This is a genomic window from Streptomyces gilvosporeus (assembly GCF_002082195.1).
In the GTDB taxonomy this organism is placed as follows: Bacteria; Actinomycetota; Actinomycetes; order Streptomycetales; family Streptomycetaceae; genus Streptomyces; species Streptomyces gilvosporeus.
In genome coordinates this window covers 4,574,853-4,590,964 of the sequence record NZ_CP020569.1, presented here as the reverse complement: position 1 = coordinate 4,590,964, position 16,112 = coordinate 4,574,853, and the positions used below count along the sequence as shown (strand labels likewise).

Annotated in this window: 13 protein-coding genes and 1 tRNA gene; 6 read left to right on the top strand and 8 right to left on the bottom strand. The window is 69.7% G+C overall.

Annotated elements, in window-relative coordinates; all coding sequences use genetic code 11:
• Positions 1-175: 175 nt before the first annotated feature.
• Positions 176-249, bottom strand: a tRNA-Gly gene (locus tag B1H19_RS20370).
• 632 nt (positions 250-881) lie between these two features.
• On the opposite strand from B1H19_RS20370, the gene dcd reads away from it, so the two are divergent.
• From dcd to B1H19_RS20355, 3 genes are all read left to right on the top strand, one after another.
• The gene (gene dcd / locus B1H19_RS20365) at positions 882-1,457 is read left to right on the top strand and encodes a dCTP deaminase (RefSeq protein WP_083106071.1); all 576 of its coding nucleotides are present in this window, start codon (positions 882-884) and stop codon (positions 1,455-1,457) included.
• Between the two features lie 129 nt (positions 1,458-1,586).
• A complete protein-coding gene (locus tag B1H19_RS20360; RefSeq protein WP_083106070.1) occupies positions 1,587-2,084 on the top strand; it encodes a phosphoribosyltransferase in 498 nt (165 codons plus the stop codon).
• Between the two features lie 173 nt (positions 2,085-2,257).
• Positions 2,258-3,883 carry a ricin-type beta-trefoil lectin domain protein gene (locus tag B1H19_RS20355; protein ID WP_083106069.1) on the top strand — a complete coding sequence of 542 codons (1,626 nt, stop codon included), beginning with the start codon at positions 2,258-2,260 and terminating at the stop codon, positions 3,881-3,883.
• A gap of 181 nt (positions 3,884-4,064) precedes the next feature.
• Here the strand turns inward: B1H19_RS20355 and B1H19_RS20350 are convergent, their stop codons facing one another.
• The 5 genes from B1H19_RS20350 to B1H19_RS20330 all read right to left on the bottom strand — a co-directional run bounded on the left by B1H19_RS20350 (position 4,065) and on the right by B1H19_RS20330 (position 9,161).
• Entirely contained in the window at positions 4,065-4,997 is a 933-nt protein-coding gene (locus tag B1H19_RS20350; protein WP_083106068.1) for a Yip1 family protein, read from the bottom strand.
• Positions 4,998-5,469: 472 nt separating this feature from the next.
• Complete coding sequence (locus tag B1H19_RS20345; protein WP_237289414.1) at positions 5,470-6,009, bottom strand: GNAT family N-acetyltransferase; 540 nt, start codon at positions 6,007-6,009, stop codon at positions 5,470-5,472.
• A gap of 118 nt (positions 6,010-6,127) precedes the next feature.
• On the bottom strand, positions 6,128-7,537 hold the full coding sequence (locus B1H19_RS20340; protein ID WP_083106067.1) for an MFS transporter: 1,410 nt from the start codon (positions 7,535-7,537) through the stop codon (positions 6,128-6,130).
• Between the two features lie 227 nt (positions 7,538-7,764).
• A complete protein-coding gene (locus B1H19_RS20335; RefSeq protein WP_083106066.1) occupies positions 7,765-8,370 on the bottom strand; it encodes a TetR/AcrR family transcriptional regulator in 606 nt (201 codons plus the stop codon).
• Positions 8,371-8,423: 53 nt separating this feature from the next.
• Positions 8,424-9,161, bottom strand: coding sequence for a ribonuclease H family protein (locus B1H19_RS20330; RefSeq protein ID WP_083106065.1), 738 nt, complete (start codon positions 9,159-9,161; stop codon positions 8,424-8,426).
• A 146-nt stretch (positions 9,162-9,307) separates the two neighbouring features.
• Here B1H19_RS20330 and B1H19_RS20325 point away from each other — a divergent pair, with 146 nt between their 5' ends.
• Positions 9,308-9,895, top strand: a complete 588-nt coding sequence (locus B1H19_RS20325) for a GNAT family N-acetyltransferase (protein WP_083106064.1) — start codon at positions 9,308-9,310, stop codon at positions 9,893-9,895.
• Positions 9,896-9,912: 17 nt separating this feature from the next.
• Here B1H19_RS20325 and B1H19_RS20320 read toward each other — a convergent pair whose 3' ends face one another.
• Both B1H19_RS20320 and B1H19_RS20315 read right to left on the bottom strand, forming a co-directional pair.
• Positions 9,913-10,797 (bottom strand): trypsin-like serine peptidase, encoded by an 885-nt coding sequence (locus tag B1H19_RS20320; protein WP_083106063.1) that lies wholly within the window; start codon positions 10,795-10,797, stop codon positions 9,913-9,915.
• 120 nt (positions 10,798-10,917) lie between these two features.
• The gene (locus tag B1H19_RS20315; protein ID WP_083106062.1) at positions 10,918-13,209 is read right to left on the bottom strand and encodes a (Fe-S)-binding protein; all 2,292 of its coding nucleotides are present in this window, start codon (positions 13,207-13,209) and stop codon (positions 10,918-10,920) included.
• A gap of 356 nt (positions 13,210-13,565) precedes the next feature.
• Here B1H19_RS20315 and dnaK point away from each other — a divergent pair, with 356 nt between their 5' ends.
• Complete coding sequence (gene dnaK, locus B1H19_RS20310; RefSeq protein WP_083106061.1) at positions 13,566-15,422, top strand: molecular chaperone DnaK; 1,857 nt, start codon at positions 13,566-13,568, stop codon at positions 15,420-15,422.
• Positions 15,419-16,081 (top strand): nucleotide exchange factor GrpE, encoded by a 663-nt coding sequence (gene grpE, locus B1H19_RS20305; protein WP_083106060.1) that lies wholly within the window; start codon positions 15,419-15,421, stop codon positions 16,079-16,081. The genes dnaK and grpE overlap by 4 nt, the downstream gene beginning before the upstream one ends.
• Positions 16,082-16,112 lie beyond the last annotated feature (31 nt).

The window sequence follows — 16,112 nt, the reverse complement described above, 5'->3', positions numbered from 1 at the left end:
TCACGCAAAGTCGATCTCAAGGTATGAGACTCGGCTGGCGTTGAAATCCGATTCCCCGCCCGGGGGTGATGCTGGCGGCCTCTTTCGGGCGCCCAGTGGTGCGCTAGTGGTGCAATGCACCGAAAATGGTCTAGACGACAAACAAGCCCCAGGCCGCTGACCTGGGGCTTTCACATGGAGCGGGTGACGGGAATCGAACCCGCGCTCTGAGCTTGGGAAGCTCATGTTCTACCATTAAACTACACCCGCGTGATTCGCTCGGATTCGGAGCGAAGCATCGTCGCACACTCTACCCCATCGCCGCCCGTCGGTGCATTTGGCGTTTCTGGGGCGCGGGAGCGCGCAAGAGGGAGCCTCGGGGAGTGCTTCGGAGGGTGCGGCCGGAGTGGTGTGGGACACGGCCGTGGGGGCGGGATGCGGCTGCGGGGTGCGGGAGTTGGGGCGTACGGTTGGGGCTCGGAGTGCCGCGTGTGGTGGCGCCCAGTTCATCCCCTAATGTGGCTTTTGTTGTCCACGCAGTTGGGAGAGGGACTTGATGGAGCGCACCGTCGTACGTTGTGCCGAGGGCCACGTGTTCAGCACCGCTTCTTTCCCCATGCAGACCACCGAGCGGCTCGGTCCGGGACGGCTTCTGCGGTGCCCGCGCTGTGCTCGGCTGCGGCAGTCGGTGCCCGTCGGGTACGCCAAGCGGTAGCCGGCGGAGCAGGCGGCAGCGGAGCAGAGCGGGACCGCCCGGAAGAGCCGGGCGAGTGGTACGAGCAGAGCCGGGGGAGTAGCTGTTGAAGTAGCAGGAGCTGGATGAGAGGAACGGGCCCGGTCCCCCAGGGGGGCCGGGCCCTCGCCGTGCGGTGGGGGTGGTGCGGGCGCGTATCCTCGTTTGCGTGCTTCTCTCAGACAAGGACATCCGGGCCGAGATCAAAGCTGGTCGGGTGTGCATCGACCCCTATGACGAGTCGATGGTGCAGCCGTCCAGTATCGATGTGCGCCTCGACCGCTACTTCCGGGTGTTCGAGAATCACCGCTACCCGCATATCGACCCCGCCGTCGAGCAGCCCGATCTGACCCGGGAGGTCGTTCCGGAGGGGGACGAGGCGTTCATCCTGCATCCCGGTGAGTTCGTGCTGGCCTCGACGTACGAGGTCATCAGCCTGCCGGACGACATTGCCTCCAGGCTCGAAGGCAAGAGCTCCCTGGGGCGGCTGGGGCTGCTGACGCATTCGACGGCCGGGTTCATCGACCCCGGCTTCAGCGGGCATGTGACCCTCGAGCTGAGCAACGTGGCCACGCTGCCGATCAAGCTGTGGCCGGGCATGAAGATCGGGCAGCTGTGCATGTTCCGGCTGACCTCGCCGGCCGAGCACCCGTACGGCAGTGAGCGGTACGGCTCCCGTTACCAGGGACAGCGCGGTCCGACGCCGTCCCGGTCCTTCAAGAATTTTCACCGTTCGCAGGTCTGAGCAGCGGCGGACGGACGACGTACGGATACCGGAGACGTACGGAGACCCGTACGGCGAAACGTGCGGATGACGGCAGTGGATGGCGACGCAAGCGGCGGACGCGGGCGACAGAAGGTCTGAGAGATTTACGTGAGCGGTGTACGGGAGAACCTGACCTACGAGCGGTTCGGCGGGGCTATCCGCGAGCTGGCGCAGACGATCGCGGACGACGGGTATGAGCCCGACATCGTGCTGTCGATCGCGCGCGGCGGTGTTTTCGTCGCGGGCGGTCTGGCGTACGCGCTGGACTGCAAGAACATCCACCTGGTGAATGTGGAGTTCTACACCGGGGTGGGCACCACGCTGGAGATGCCGGTCATGCTCGCGCCGGTGCCGAATGCGATCGACTTCTCGGAGAAGAAGGTCCTGATCGCCGACGACGTGGCGGACACCGGTAAGACGCTGAAGCTGGTGCACGACTTCTGCCAGGGGACCGTGGCCGAGGTCCGTAGCGCGGTGATCTACGAGAAGTCGCACTCGCTGGTGAAGTGTGAATACGTGTGGAAGCGCACGGATGACTGGATCAATTTCCCGTGGAGCGTCGAGCCGCCGTTCGTGCGCCGGGAAAACCAGGTTCTCGATGCGTGAAAGGCGCCTTGCGCGCGTGCGCTGACGCCTGTTGTTTGTCAGTGAGTTGACAGGTGGGTCGGCCGCCCCCGTGCTCGTCTGCATATCTTCCGGCCAATTCCGTTCCGGGTGTTCCACCGTTCGCTACCTCCGAGTAAAAACCGGCGGTAACAGCAGACCGGAGGGGAGGCCCAATGGTGCGTGCGGGAACGTCGAGACGGCAGGGCAGGCCGGGGCGGCCGGGCAGGCAGGGACGGGCGGGAGCCGCGCGGTCGGCGGGATTACGGCGGTGGTGGCGGCTCGGTGTGGTGGTCGCCGCAGGTGCGCTGGTCGTGGCCGGGGCCGGCGGAGTCACGCCGGTTCTTGCCGCGCCGGGGGCCCAGGCGCGGGCCGTGGCCGGGAAGCCGCTGCCGCCCGAACTGGAGAAGGTCCGGGCCGCGGAGGCCACCGCGCTGTACGGCGATCCGGCGGAGCGGCCGGTCGGCGAGCGGAAGACCTCGTTGATCTCGCTGGGCGACAGCGAGATTTCGGGGGAGGGCGTCGGCACCTACGAACCGGGGACCGACGGGCCAACCAACTGGTGCCACCGGTCGCCGGATTCCGCGATTCACCGGACCGGAATTGCCGCGGATGTGACGTACAACGTCGCCTGCTCGGGCGCGTACAGCGGCAATATCCGGATCGGCGGCACCAAGCAGTATGCGGATGAGCTGGTGCAGAGCGATGCGCTGGCGATCAAGGCACGTAATACCCGGCTGAAGATGGTGCTGCTGGTCGCCGGGGCCAATGACGATCTCCAGTTCGGGCCGGTGATGACGGACTGCGTCGAGCGCTGGTTCCTGCTCCAGGGGACCTGCGAGCCGAAATACGAACCGGGCTGGCAGGCGCGGGTCGACGGGCTGGTGCCGAAGGTCGAGCAGACGGTGAACGATCTGCGGACCGTGATGCGGGACGCGGGATATGCGGACGGCGACTACCGGCTCGTGGTCATGTCGTATCCGAGTCCGATCGGGCCGGATGTCGAGGACAATCCGCATTTCCCGGGGAAGCTGCCCGGCGGGTGCACGGGATATACGTCGGATGCCGGGTGGGGGCGTAATACCGCGGTGCCCGCGTTCGAGAAGGGGATGCGGAAGGCCGCGCACGACAGCGGGGCGGTCTACCTCGATGCCTCGCGGCTTTTCCACGGCCACGAGGTGTGCATGGAGGACCCCTGGGCCCGCGGGCTGTGGGTGAACATCTCCAATCCCTTCCCGCCGGACGCGAATTCGGTACGGCAGTCCTTCCACCCGAATATCCGCGGGCACGGTGCCTTCGCCTCGTGTCTGACCCAGCTGTACACGGCCGCGACGGCGACGGGACTGCGGGAGGCGTCCTGCGCCGACCCGGGGAGCAGCGGGCGGCCGACGCTGTATCCGCTGGCCTGGGACGACGCCTACCAACCGCTGAAGAACGCCGGGACGGGCAGCTGCGTGGATGCGGCCGGCGCATCGAGCCGTAACGGGACGGCGGTCGGCGGCTGGGACTGCAACGGGCAGCGCAACCAGACCTGGTGGTACGACCCGGCCGCCGGGCAGAAGTCGCTGCACGTGGGGCTGACCCAGGACCGCTGCCTCGATGTGCCGGGCGGGCGCTACGAGCCGGGGGCCGCGATGGTGCTGTGGGACTGCTCGGGCGCGACCAACCAGCAGTTCGTGCGGGCCGACGGCGGGACGATCCGGCCGGCCGCGGCGCCCTCGCTGTGCCTGACCCTGGACGGCGCGAAGGAGCCGCTGCGGCTGAGGGCGTGTGGGGGGTCGGCGGGGCAGCGGTTCGCCTGAGGGGCGGAAGTACGCGGACGGTACGCGGAGGGGCAAGCCCGGGGCCGGGGATGCCGGGCCAGACGTCCCCGGCCAGGCGTGCCACGCGTATGCCGAGGGCCCGCTACGGAGCTTCGTAGCGGGCCCTCGGGGTGCGGCCTCGCGCGCGGGAGGCCATAGGGACGGCCGGACAGGCGTTGGGCTACAGCGTGCCGAGCTTCACCAGGCCCAGCAGGGCGACCAGCTGGATGGCGGAGGCGCCGAGCGCCTTGGGCCACGGCAGGTCGTGCGACTTGCTGACCATCGAGGTGAGCAGGAAACCGGTCGCGAGCCAGGTCAGCCAGCCCAGGACCTGGACGAAGGGGCTGTCGCCGCCGAGGAACATCGCGAACAGCAGGCGGGGCGCATCCGGGATCGTCATGACCAGCATCGACAGACCTATGGTCGGCGCCCAGGCGCCGTCGCCGCCGAGCTGCCGGGCCATGGTGTGGGTCACCGCACCCAGGATCAGGCTGCCGACGATGAACATCGCGGCGGTGATCAGGACCCAGGGGATGCTGTTGGCGAGTGTGGCGTTGAGCACATCCGCGCGGGCCTTGTCGAAGCCGAAGACGGCGAGCAGACCGTAGAGGAAGGCGACGGTCAGCGCCGGTCCCCAGACCGTGTGGTCGCGCATCTGCCAGAAGGTGGGCGTCGGGCGCAGCACGATGCCGGACAGCAGCTGCTTCCAGTGCAGCCGGGGGCCGGCCGGCGGCGCGGTGGCCTGGCCGGCGCGGTAGGTGCCGCCGTCGCCGTACTGGTCGTCGGGGCCTGCGCCGTCGTCGTACGAGCCCTGGTACTGGCCGTAGGCGTCCGGGGCCTCGCCGATGCTGAACTGGCGGGTGCCGCCGGGGTTGTTGTCCTGGGAGTACGGTGCGTGGGCCGCCTGCCGGGGGTCGTAGCCGCCGTCGCCGAAGTACTCCGGCTCGCCCTGCCCGCCCTGCTGCGCCGCCCCGTACTGCTGTGACGCCTGCCACTGCCCGTGCGGGGGCGCGGCGGGGCGGCCGTACGGTCCTTGCTGTCCGTACGGAGCCTGTTGCCCCTGGTGCGCCTGCTGTCCGTCCTGCGCGGTGCGGGGATCTCGTCCTCGACCCATCCTGAATCCAGCCACGCCTTCGAAAGTACCTGGTCCGTGACGATTCGGTGGCCGGGCCAGAAGAGTGGGCGGGGTTTGCTGCTGAGCTGTGACATCCCTTAGGGGAAGGGGTCGGGGGAAACCCTGAGGGAGGGCGGGGGCGGGGGGTGGGGATCCCCTAGGGGGAGGTCGAACGGATCCCCTAGGGGATGGAAGGGCCCCCTGCGGGGCCACAACGTGGCGGGGGTGAAGTGGTATTCCCATGGGGGGGAGGGGCTCTGGCTGGTCGGCGTCGCGTCGGCGTGCCGTCGGCGGGGTCGCGTCCATCGGGTGCGTGGCGTCCGTCGGCGGGGTCGCGTCCATCGGGTGCGTGGCGTCCGTCGGCAGGGTCCCGTCCATCGGGTCCGTGGCGTCCGTCGGCGGGAGAGCGCCCGTCGTCGGGGTCGCTTACGTCAGCGCCGTCGTGTCCGTCGGATCGGCCGCCTCCGCCGGCTCAGTTACCTTCCTCACCCTCCTCACCTCCCTTAACTTCCTTGCCTTCGTTGCCTCCGTCCGGCGTCCAGCGCAGCGTGAGGTCCGGGAGGTTCTCCATGTTGTCGCTGCCGTCGCCGGTGGCGATGAGCGTGAAGCCGTGGTGGGCGTAGAACGCGCGGGCGTCGGTGTTGAGTTGGAAGACGTGCAGGGTCAGGCCGGCGGGGCTCAGCCGCTGTGCCTCGGCGAGGAGGCGGCTGCCGATGCCGGTACGGCGGCAGTCCGGGCGGAGGTAGAGGTGGTCCAGGAGGTCGCCCCGTACGGACGCGTAGCCGAGGAGCTCCGGGCCGCGGGTCGCCACCACGGTGTGGGACTGCGGCAGCACGATCTCGCGGATCCAGTGGGCGATCTCGTCGTGGGTGCGCTTCTGGGGCGGGAGATAGGGCATGGTGGCGCGCCGGGATTCCGTGTGGACGGCGGCTATCGCGGAGGCGTCGGCGGGCCCGGCGGGGCGGATGCGGAGGGGCGGGGGCGGGGCGGTGTGGGGGGTGTCCGTGTCCATACGGTCATGGTTGGGGCGGCGGGAGTCGGGGGCAACCGGATTGCGCTGGGGCGAAGGGGGCCGATACCGCTGTCGGATGCCGGTGGGGCGGCCGGGGGCGGGTTGACGGCCGCCGGGCCTACCTCGCCGTACGGCGCGGCAGCAGCAGGGCCGTTGTCACCGTCGTCGTCAGCATCATGCCGCCGCAGATGAGGAAACTGGTCGTCATCCCGCCCTGGAAGGCGGACCGGTCCGCGATCAGCGCACCGAAGGTTGCCACCGCGAGGCAACTGCCCACCTGGCGGCTGGTGTTGAGGACGGCGGCCGCCGTGCCGGCGCGTTCGGCGGGGACGCTCTCCAGGAGGGCGGCGGTCAGTGACGGTACGGCGAGCCCGCCGCCCAGGCCGATCGGGATGAGCAGCAGCACCGGGACCAGGAGGGACGTACCGGCGTTCACCGTGAGCATCAGCAGGGCGCCGGCGCCCATGATCAGCTGACCCAGTGCCATCGGGAGCCGGGCGCCGGTGCGGGCCGCGAGCCTGACCCCCGCCATGTTGACCACGGAGATCAGCGCGCACATCGGAATGAACATCGCGCCCGCGCCGACCGCGGAGACGCCGCGGGCCTGCTGGAAGTACATGCCGAGCATGAAGATCGCGCCGTAGAAGACCGCGTTGAGGGCGAATCCCGCGGACAGGCAGACCAGCACCGTACGGGAGGTGAACAGGCTCAGCGGCACCATCGGCGCGCTGCGGCGGGACTGGGTGACGAGGAAGACCGTCATGGACGCTGCCGCGACCGCGAGGGTGATCAGCACGCCCGGGGCGGCGAATCCGTCGCGGCCGCCCTCGATGACGGCGTAGGTGAGTGCGGTCAGCGCGATGACGACGGAGAGCTGACCGAGGAGGTCGAGGGGCACCTGGCGGCGCGGGGAGCGGGGGATACGGCTGAGCAGGGCGAGGCCGACGGTGCCGATGGGGAGGTTCACGAAGAAGATGGCGCGCCAGCTCAGCCCACTGGTGAGCAGCCCGCCGACCACCGGGCCGACGGCCACGGCGACCGAACCGGCCGCCGTCCAGACGGCTATCGCGCGGGCCCGTTTGCCGGGGTCGGAGTACGTCTGCCGGATCAGCGCCAGAGAGGCGGGGACCATCAGCGCGGCGGCGCCGCCCTGCACCATGCGGGAGACGATCAGGGTGCCGAGCTCGGGCGCGAGGCCGCAGGCCGCGGAGGCGAGGGTGAAACCCGCCAGGCCGAGGGCGTAGGCGCGGCCGGCGCCGATCCGGTCCGAGAGGGTGCCGGCCGAGAGCATCAGGGCCGCGAACATCAGGGTGTACCCGTCCACGATCCACTGCAGATCGGCCATCCCGCCGCGCAGGCTGTGCGAGATGGCCGGCAGGGCGACGTTGACCACGGACCCGTCGAGCGAGATCACGAAGAAGCTCAACAGGGCGGCGACCAGGACCAGATGGGGCGAGCGGGGCGGGGCGGGGGCTTGCGGGGGAGCGGCGGCGGGGGCGGTCTTCGGGGCGCGGGTGAGCAGGGCCATGGGGGCTCCTTCGGGGGCGTCGCGGCAGCGGTCGAGGCTGCGTCAAGTCACCCTGAGAGAGGGTGAGTTGGGGTTTCGCGACGAGATGAGGGTGGCCGGGATCAGCCTGATGGGACGACGGTAGCGGGAACCGGACCCTCATGCAACCATCTAGTTGGTTTTTCGTGGACCCCTGCGACCTCTGCGTCCCTGTGGCCCCTGTATCCCTGTGGCGCGCACCCGCGCCGTCAACCGGCCCCGCCCACCGCGCTGTCGATGATGGCCTCGCCATGCGCCACGACGCTGGCGCGCAGCAGCGCCCAGCCCGCTTCGCTGTCGGCCTCCGGGCCGAGCGTCAGTCGGCGCTGCTGCGGCACGATGAACGGCCATGACGCCAGCCCGATGAGGGAGATCAGGACGCGGGCCGCCGCGGCGGGGTCGTCGATGCCGAGGGCGGTGCTGAGCGCGGCGGCCTTGCCCGCGTAATAGGTCTCGCGGTCCTTCTCGTCGGGGATCGGGCGGTCGCGGTAGTGCAGGCCCTCCCAGGCCAGCAGTCGCACCAGGTCCCCGGAGGTGCGGTGGTAGTCGAAAACCTCGCCGATGTAGGCGCGCAGGCCGTCCTCCGTGGTGGGCAGCGGGACGCGCTCGGCGAGATGGGCGTAGGCGCGGGCCAGTACGGCCGAGAACAGCGCCTCCTTGTTGCCGAAGTAGGCGTAGATCCGCTGCTTGTTCACTCCGGAGCGTTCGGCGATCCGGTCCACGCGGGCACCGGCCAGGCCGAGCTCGGAGAACTCCGCGTGCGCGGCTTCCAGGAGTTTGTTGCGTGTCTCTTGGGCTTTGGGGGTGGCGGCCATGGGCCGAGCCTAGCCGAGGAGAAACCAACTGGATAGTTTGGAACCTGGGCGGGCTACTTGGCGTCCGCTGCCCCCGCCGTGTCCGCCGCGCCCCGGCACGCCGGATGCCCCCAGCCGTCGGCGTTCTTGGCGATGGGCTCGCCCGCCGCGTACGAGCGGCCGCACCGGCAGCGTCCCGGGAACTTGGCCTTCAGGGTCCGTGCGGACGTCCGCGAGGCGCTCCGTCCGGCCGCGGGAGACGCGGACCCGGCGCGCGAGGCACCGGTGCGGCGGCCGGCGCCGGCGGGCCTGGGGACGGTGGGCGAGGCCGGCGGCTCCGGGGAACCCAGGTCGCTGCCGGCCGGCTCCTGGACGGTGGCGGCCTGGCTCGCGGCGCGGTCGGCGAAGTCGTTGAGCGGGTCGCCGTCCACCTGGTGCGCGGGTACGTACCGGAATTCCACCGAGCGTCCCGCGAGCAGCTCGTCGATACGCATCACCAGGTCCTGGTTGGCGACCGGCTTGCCCGCCGCGGTCTTCCAGCCCTTGCGCTTCCAGCCGGGCAGCCAGGTGGTGACCGCCTTCATCGCGTACTGCGAGTCCATCCGGATCTCCATCGGAACGGCCGGATCGGTGGCCGCCAGCAGCCGCTCCAGCGCGGTGAGCTCCGCGACGTTGTTGGTCGCGGTCCCCAGGGGACCGGCTTCCCAGCGGGCCGCCGTGCCCGCGTCGTCGCCGATGACCCAGGCCCAGCCCGCGGGGCCGGGGTTTCCCTTCGAGGCGCCGTCACATGCGGCGGTCATGCGTTCAGCCATGCGGGGATGATGTCAGGTGGCGGGTGGGCGGGCGAAACCGTGCCGGGTGCGCGGGTCGGCAGGTACGCGGCAGGGCGGCGCAACCGCCCGCGCCGGGGCCGCAATTCGTCTGGCGCCGGGGGTGCGCCGCGGCGAGGATGCCGATCATGAACTTCACGTTTGCGCCCGTCATACCTGCGGGCAGCCTCTGCGCCGCCGTTCAGCCCTCGTTGCCTTCCACGGACGGTGAGTTGGTGTTGCGGCCGTGGGCGGAGGACGACGCCGCGGTGGTGCTGAGCGCCTACGAGGACCCTGTGATACGGCGCTGGCACACGCGGCATCTGGCCACGCTGGAGGAGGCGCGGGAGCGGATCGCGGCGCATGGACGGGGCTGGCGGGAGGAGCGGGTGGCCGAGTGGGCGGTGACGGGGGCCGTCGGGGGCGAGGTCCTGGGGCGGGTGGCGTTGCGGTGGATGGATCTTCAGCGGGGGCTCGCCGAGTGCGCGTACTGGGTGCTGCCGCACGCCCGGGGGAAGGGCGTCGCCCCGCGCGCCCTGGCCACGGTGGCCGACTGGGCGCTGGACGAGGTCGGGTTCCACCGGCTGGAGCTGGTGCACTCGGACCGGAACGAGGCGTCCTGCCGGGTGGCCACCAAGGCGGGTTTCGCCGGTGAGGGCGTGCGGCGGAGCGCGCATCTGCATGAGGACGGGTGGCACGACATGCATCTGCACGGACGGGTGCAGGGCGACGGCTGAGCCGCGCCCGGCGCCGCTCACGCCCGTACCGGGGTGCCGCCCCGCCCCCGTACCGCCCGCTCGTACAGGGTCCGCGCCCGGTGGTCGAAGAGCACCGCCACCGACTCGTGGTCGGTGTTGCCGCCGCTCAGGACGCCGATGAGACGGCCAGGGCGGGAGGCGTCGCGGTGGTCCGCGAGCCAGGGGCCGCCGCTGGTGCCGGGCCAGAAGCCGGGGCATTCCATCCGGATCATGTACGGCTCGTCGGGGTCGCGGCGGGTGCGGGTGGTGCAGGAGGTGGGGCGGTTGCGGGGGTTGTGCTCCTCGTTGGGGTAGCCGACGACGGTGACGCGGCGGCGCGGGGACGAGGACCAGTCGGCGGCCGCGGCGCCCACAACGTCCTGGATGCGGCGTCCGTGCTTGTCAGGGGCGACGGTCAGGAAGGCGTAGTCGCCTTGGTCGTCGTTGTCGTCCGTCCACAGGGTGTCGACGTGGAGGGCGGTGACTTTCCAGGTGCCGTAGGGGTAACGGGCGGAGCGGGAGCCCTCCCCGGCCCCTGGGCCCTTCCCGGCGCCCGAGCCCTCCCCGGCCCCCGAGCCGGATCCGGAGAACCCGGGGGCGAAGCGGAGGTCGCCCTTGAACGGGCCCGGCTCGTAGCCGTCCGCCTTGTCCTCCTTCTGGAAGTAGATGCAGTGGGCGGCGGTGGCGAGGAGGTTGCGGCCGGGGCTGTCGACGACGCTCGCCGTGCACCAGTGGTCGTCGTCGCTGGTGAGGACGCCGACGAAGGGGAGCAGGCCATCGGCCGCGGCCTTCGGCGGGGAGGCGGGCGCGGCGTCGGCGCATCCGGAGAGGAGCGCGGCCAGGAGGGAGAAGGCCGTGGCCAGGACGGCGCGGGAGCGGTGGGGCGTGTGGTGCGTAAGCATGACGCCCGGCTAGAGGGCAGGGGAGCCGTACGGGTTCCGTGGCCCGGGAACGCCGACGGCCGGCCCCGTAGCGAACGGGACCGGCCGTAGGTCAGGAAGCGGGAGCGGACGGGAGCGGCGTTACTTCACCGGCTCCGGCTCGGGAGCGTCCTCCGCCGCCGCGTCGTCCGTCGGGTCGAGCGGGGTCTTGACGGAGTCCAGCAGGAGCTGGGCCACGTCGACGACCTGGATGGACTCCTTGGCCTTGCCGTCGTTCTTCTTGCCGTTGACCGAATCGGTGAGCATGACCAGGCAGAACGGGCAGGCCGTCGAGACGATGTCGGGGTTGAGGGACAGGGCCTCGTCGACGCGCTCGTTGTTGATCCGCTTGCCGATGCGCTCTTCCATCCACATCCGGGCGCCGCCGGCGCCGCAGCAGAAGCCGCGCTCCTTGTGGCGGTGCATCTCCTCGTTCCGCAGGCCCGGCACCTTGGCGATGATCTCGCGCGGGGGCGTGTAGACCTTGTTGTGGCGGCCGAGGTAGCAGGGGTCGTGGTAGGTGATCAGACCCTCGACCGGGGTGACGGGGACGAGCTTGCCCTCGTCCACCAGGTGCTGGAGCAGCTGGGTGTGGTGGATGACCTCGTACTCGCCGCCGAGCTGCGGGTACTCGTTCGCGATGGTGTTGAAGCAGTGCGGGCAGGTGGCGACGATCTTCTTTGACGACTTCGGCTTCTTGGTCGACTCGTCCTCGTCGTCCTCGCCGAAGGCCGCGTTCAGCGTCGCGACGTTCTCGGCGCCGAGCTGCTGGAAGAGGAACTCGTTGCCCAGGCGGCGCGGCGAGTCGCCGGTGCACTTCTCGTCGCCGCCCATGATCGCGAACTTCACGCCCGCGATGTGCAGCAGCTCCGCGAAGGCCTTGGTGGTCTTCTTTGCGCGGTCCTCCAGGGCGCCGGCGCAGCCGACCCAGTAGAGGTACTCGACCTCGGTCAGGTCCTCGACGTCCTGGCCGACGACCGGAACTTCGAAGTCCACTTCCTTGGTCCAGGCGAGGCGCTGCTTCTTGGCCAGGCCCCACGGGTTGCCCTTCTTCTCCAGGTTCTTGAGCATCGTGCCCGCCTCGGACGGGAACGAGGACTCGATCATGACCTGGTAGCGGCGCATGTCGACGATGTGGTCGACGTGCTCGATGTCGACCGGGCACTGCTCGACACAGGCGCCGCAGGTGGTGCAGGACCACAGGACGTCCGGGTCGATGACGCCGCCCGCGGCGAAGCCGCTATCGGATGCAGCTTCCAGGGTGCCGATCAGCGGGCGCTCGGCCTCGGCGAGGGCGGACGCCGGGACGTCCTTCAACTGCTCCTCGGTGGCCGTCTCATTGCCCTCGGCGTCCTTGCCGCCGCCCGCCAGCAGGTACGGGGCCTTGGCGTGCGCGTGGTCGCGCAGCGCCATGATCAGCAGCTTGGGGGAGAGCGGCTTGCCGGTGTTCCAGGCGGGGCACTGCGACTGGCAGCGGCCGCACTCGGTGCAGGTGGAGAAGTCGAGCAGGCCCTTCCAGGAGAAGTGCTCGATCTGGGAGACGCCGAACTGGTCGTCCTCGCCCGGGTCCTCGAAGTCGATCGGCTTGCCCTGGCTGGTCATCGGCTGGAGCGCGCCCAGTGCCGTACCGCCGTCCGCCTCGCGCTTGAACCAGATGTTCGGGAACGCCAGGAAGCGGTGCCAGGCCACACCCATGTCCGTCTTCAGCGCGACCGTGATCATCCAGATGAAGGACGTCGCGATCTTGATCCCCGCGAAGAGGTAGGTGAGGTTCTGGAGGGTGGCGACGCTCATGCCCTTGAAGGCGGCGACGAGCGGGTACGTGGCGAAGTAGGCGGCCTCGTAGTGGTCGACGCCGTGCTGGGCGCCTTCCAGGGCGTGCAGCGTGACGATGCAGATGCCGACGATGAGGATGACGCCCTCGACGAAGTACGCCTGGCCGGTGTTGGAGCCCGCGAAGCGGGACTTGAGGCCCGCCTTGCCCGGACGGCTCATCTGGCGGATGACGATCAGGACGACGATGCCCACGGTCGTGAGGGTGCCCATGCCCTCGACCCACATCTCCCACGGCAGCCAGTTGCCGATGAGCGGGATCAGCCAGTCGGCCTTGAAGAGCTGGCCGATGGCGTTGACGATCGTCAGCAGCAGGGAGAGGAAGCCCACCGCCACGAACCAGTGCGCGACGCCGACGACGCCCCAGCGGTTCATCCGGGTGTGGCCGACGAATTCCTTGGCCACCGTGACGGTGCGCCGGGCGGGGTCGTCGGTCCGGGTGCCGGCGGGTACGGACTGGCCGAGCCGCATGAAGCGGTAGATCTGGAAGAGGGCGCGGCCGAACAGCGCGACGCCTACCGCGATGAGGACCAGCGACACGATGATCGCGGCGAGTTGCATTGGGGGCTCCTCGGACCTGCGCGAGCGGAAGAGTGGGGAGAACGGAACGGGACTGCCGAGCGGGACGCCCAGCGGAACTACTAAGCAGTAACTTTTTTGGTCTGCGGCTGAGGTTACCCATTCTCCCGGGCCTCATGAAGCCGCGCGGCCGGTGATCTGTATCGCGCAGGCATGCCTCAGATGCCCCCTGTGAGGGGCCGGGCAACCGTTCCCGCCGCCCCGTCGTCCTTAGGAACGCCCTGGTGAGGATAAGGCTCGTATAAAAGTTGAGTGGACTCGACTCAGCTCTGTTGACAGGATTTCCTGGGTGTTGCACTCTTGAGCCTGTTCCACTCAAGTCAGCTGGAGGAATTGACATGGCACGTGCGGTCGGCATCGACCTGGGCACGACGAACTCCGTCGTCAGTGTTCTCGAAGGCGGTGAGCCCACCGTCATCACCAACGCCGAGGGCGCCAGGACCACGCCGTCCGTCGTCGCCTTCGCCAAGAACGGCGAGGTGCTGGTCGGCGAGGTCGCCAAGCGCCAGGCGGTGACCAACGTCGACAGGACCATCCGGTCGGTCAAGCGCCACATGGGCACCGACTGGAAGATGGACATCGACGGCAAGGGCTTCAACCCGCAGCAGATGAGCGCCTTCATCCTGCAGAAGCTCAAGCGCGACGCCGAGGCATACCTGGGCGAGAAGGTCACGGACGCGGTCATCACCGTTCCTGCCTACTTCAACGACTCCGAGCGCCAGGCGACGAAGGAGGCCGGCGAGATCGCGGGCCTGAACGTCCTGCGCATCGTCAACGAGCCGACCGCCGCCGCCCTGGCCTACGGCCTGGAGAAGGAAGACCAGACCATTCTGGTCTTCGACCTCGGCGGCGGCACCTTCGACGTCTCGCTGCTGGAGATCGGCGACGGCGTCGTCGAGGTGAAGGCCACCAACGGTGACAACCACCTCGGTGGTGACGACTGGGACCAGCGCATCGTCGAGTACCTGGTCAAGCAGTTCGCCAACGGCCACGGCGTGGACCTGTCCAAGGACAAGATGGCCCTCCAGCGCCTGCGTGAGGCCGCGGAGAAGGCGAAGATCGAGCTGTCCTCGTCCACCGAGACGACGATCAACCTGCCCTACATCACGGCCTCCGCCGAGGGTCCGCTGCACCTGGACGAGAAGCTCACCCGGGCGCAGTTCCAGCAGCTGACCGCGGACCTCCTGGACCGCTGCAAGACGCCGTTCCACAACGTCATCAAGGACGCGGGTATCAACCTGTCCGAGATCGACCACGTGGTCCTGGTCGGCGGTTCGACCCGTATGCCGGCCGTCGCCGAGCTCGTCAAGGAGCTGACCGGCGGCAAGGAGGCCAACAAGGGCGTCAACCCGGACGAGGTCGTGGCCATGGGCGCCACCCTCCAGGCCGGTGTCCTCAAGGGCGACGTCAAGGACGTCCTCCTGCTGGACGTCACCCCGCTGTCCCTCGGTATCGAGACCAAGGGCGGCATCATGACCAAGCTGATCGAGCGGAACACGACGATCCCGACCAAGCGGTCCGAGATCTTCACCACCGCCGAGGACAACCAGCCGTCCGTCCAGATCCAGGTCTACCAGGGCGAGCGCGAGATCGCGGCGTACAACAAGAAGCTCGGGATGTTCGAGCTGACCGGTCTGCCGCCGGCCCCGCGCGGGGTCCCGCAGATCGAGGTCTCCTTCGACATCGACGCCAACGGCATCATGCACGTGACCGCGAAGGACCTGGGCACGGGCAAGGAGCAGAAGATGACCGTCACCGGCGGCTCCTCGCTGCCGAAGGACGAGGTCGACCGCATGCGTGAGGAGGCCGAGCGCTACGCGGACGAGGACCACAAGCGCCGCGAGGCCGCCGAGGCCCGCAACCAGGGCGAGCAGCTGGTCTACCAGACCGAGAAGTTCCTCAAGGACAACGAGGACAAGGTCCCCGGCGAGATCAAGACCGAGGTCGAGTCCGCCGTCGGCGAGCTGAAGGAGAAGCTCAAGGGCGAGGACACGGCCGAGATCCGCACCGCCACGGAGAAGGTCGCGGCCGTCTCGCAGAAGCTCGGCCAGGCCATGTACGCCGACGCCCAGGCCGCGCAGGCCGCCGGCGGTGCCGAGGGCGCCGCTGCCGGTGAGCAGGCCAAGGCCGAGGACGACGTCGTCGACGCCGAGATCGTCGACGAGGACAAGCCGAAGAAGGATGGTGCCGCGTGACGGAGGAGACCCCGGGCTTCGACGAGAAGCCTGACGTCCCCTCTGACGCCGCTCCCGAAGACGCGGCGCAGGCCGAGTCCGCCGACAAGGCGGGCTCGGCCCCGGCCGGGGACGTCAGCGACAACAACAAGAACGTGTCCCTCGCGGCGCAGCTGGACCAGGCCCGTGCGGCGCTCAACGAGCGCACCGCGGACCTCCAGCGGCTCCAGGCGGAGTACCAGAACTACCGCCGCCGAGTGGAACGGGACCGGGTCACGGTCAAGGAGATCGCCGCGGCGAACATCCTGTCCGAGCTCCTTCCCACCCTCGACGACATCGGGCGCGCCCGTGAGCACGGCGAACTGGTCGGCGGCTTCAAGTCGGTGGCCGAATCGCTGGAGACCGTGATCGCCAAGCTCGGTCTGCAGCAGTTCGGCAAGGAGGGCGAGCCCTTCGACCCGACGATCCACGAAGCGCTGATGCATTCGTACGCACCGGACGTCACGGAGACCACGTGCGTGGCGATCCTGCAGCCCGGGTATCGCATCGGTGAGCGAACGATCCGCCCCGCGCGGGTCGCCGTCGCCGAGCCGCAGCCGGGCGCGCAGAACGCCAAGTCCGCCGCCGAAGAGGACACCAAGGCTTCGGACGAGGAGAGCGGTGGCCCGGACGAGGGCTGACGTGACGACGCAGCAGATACCCGCGCGGAAG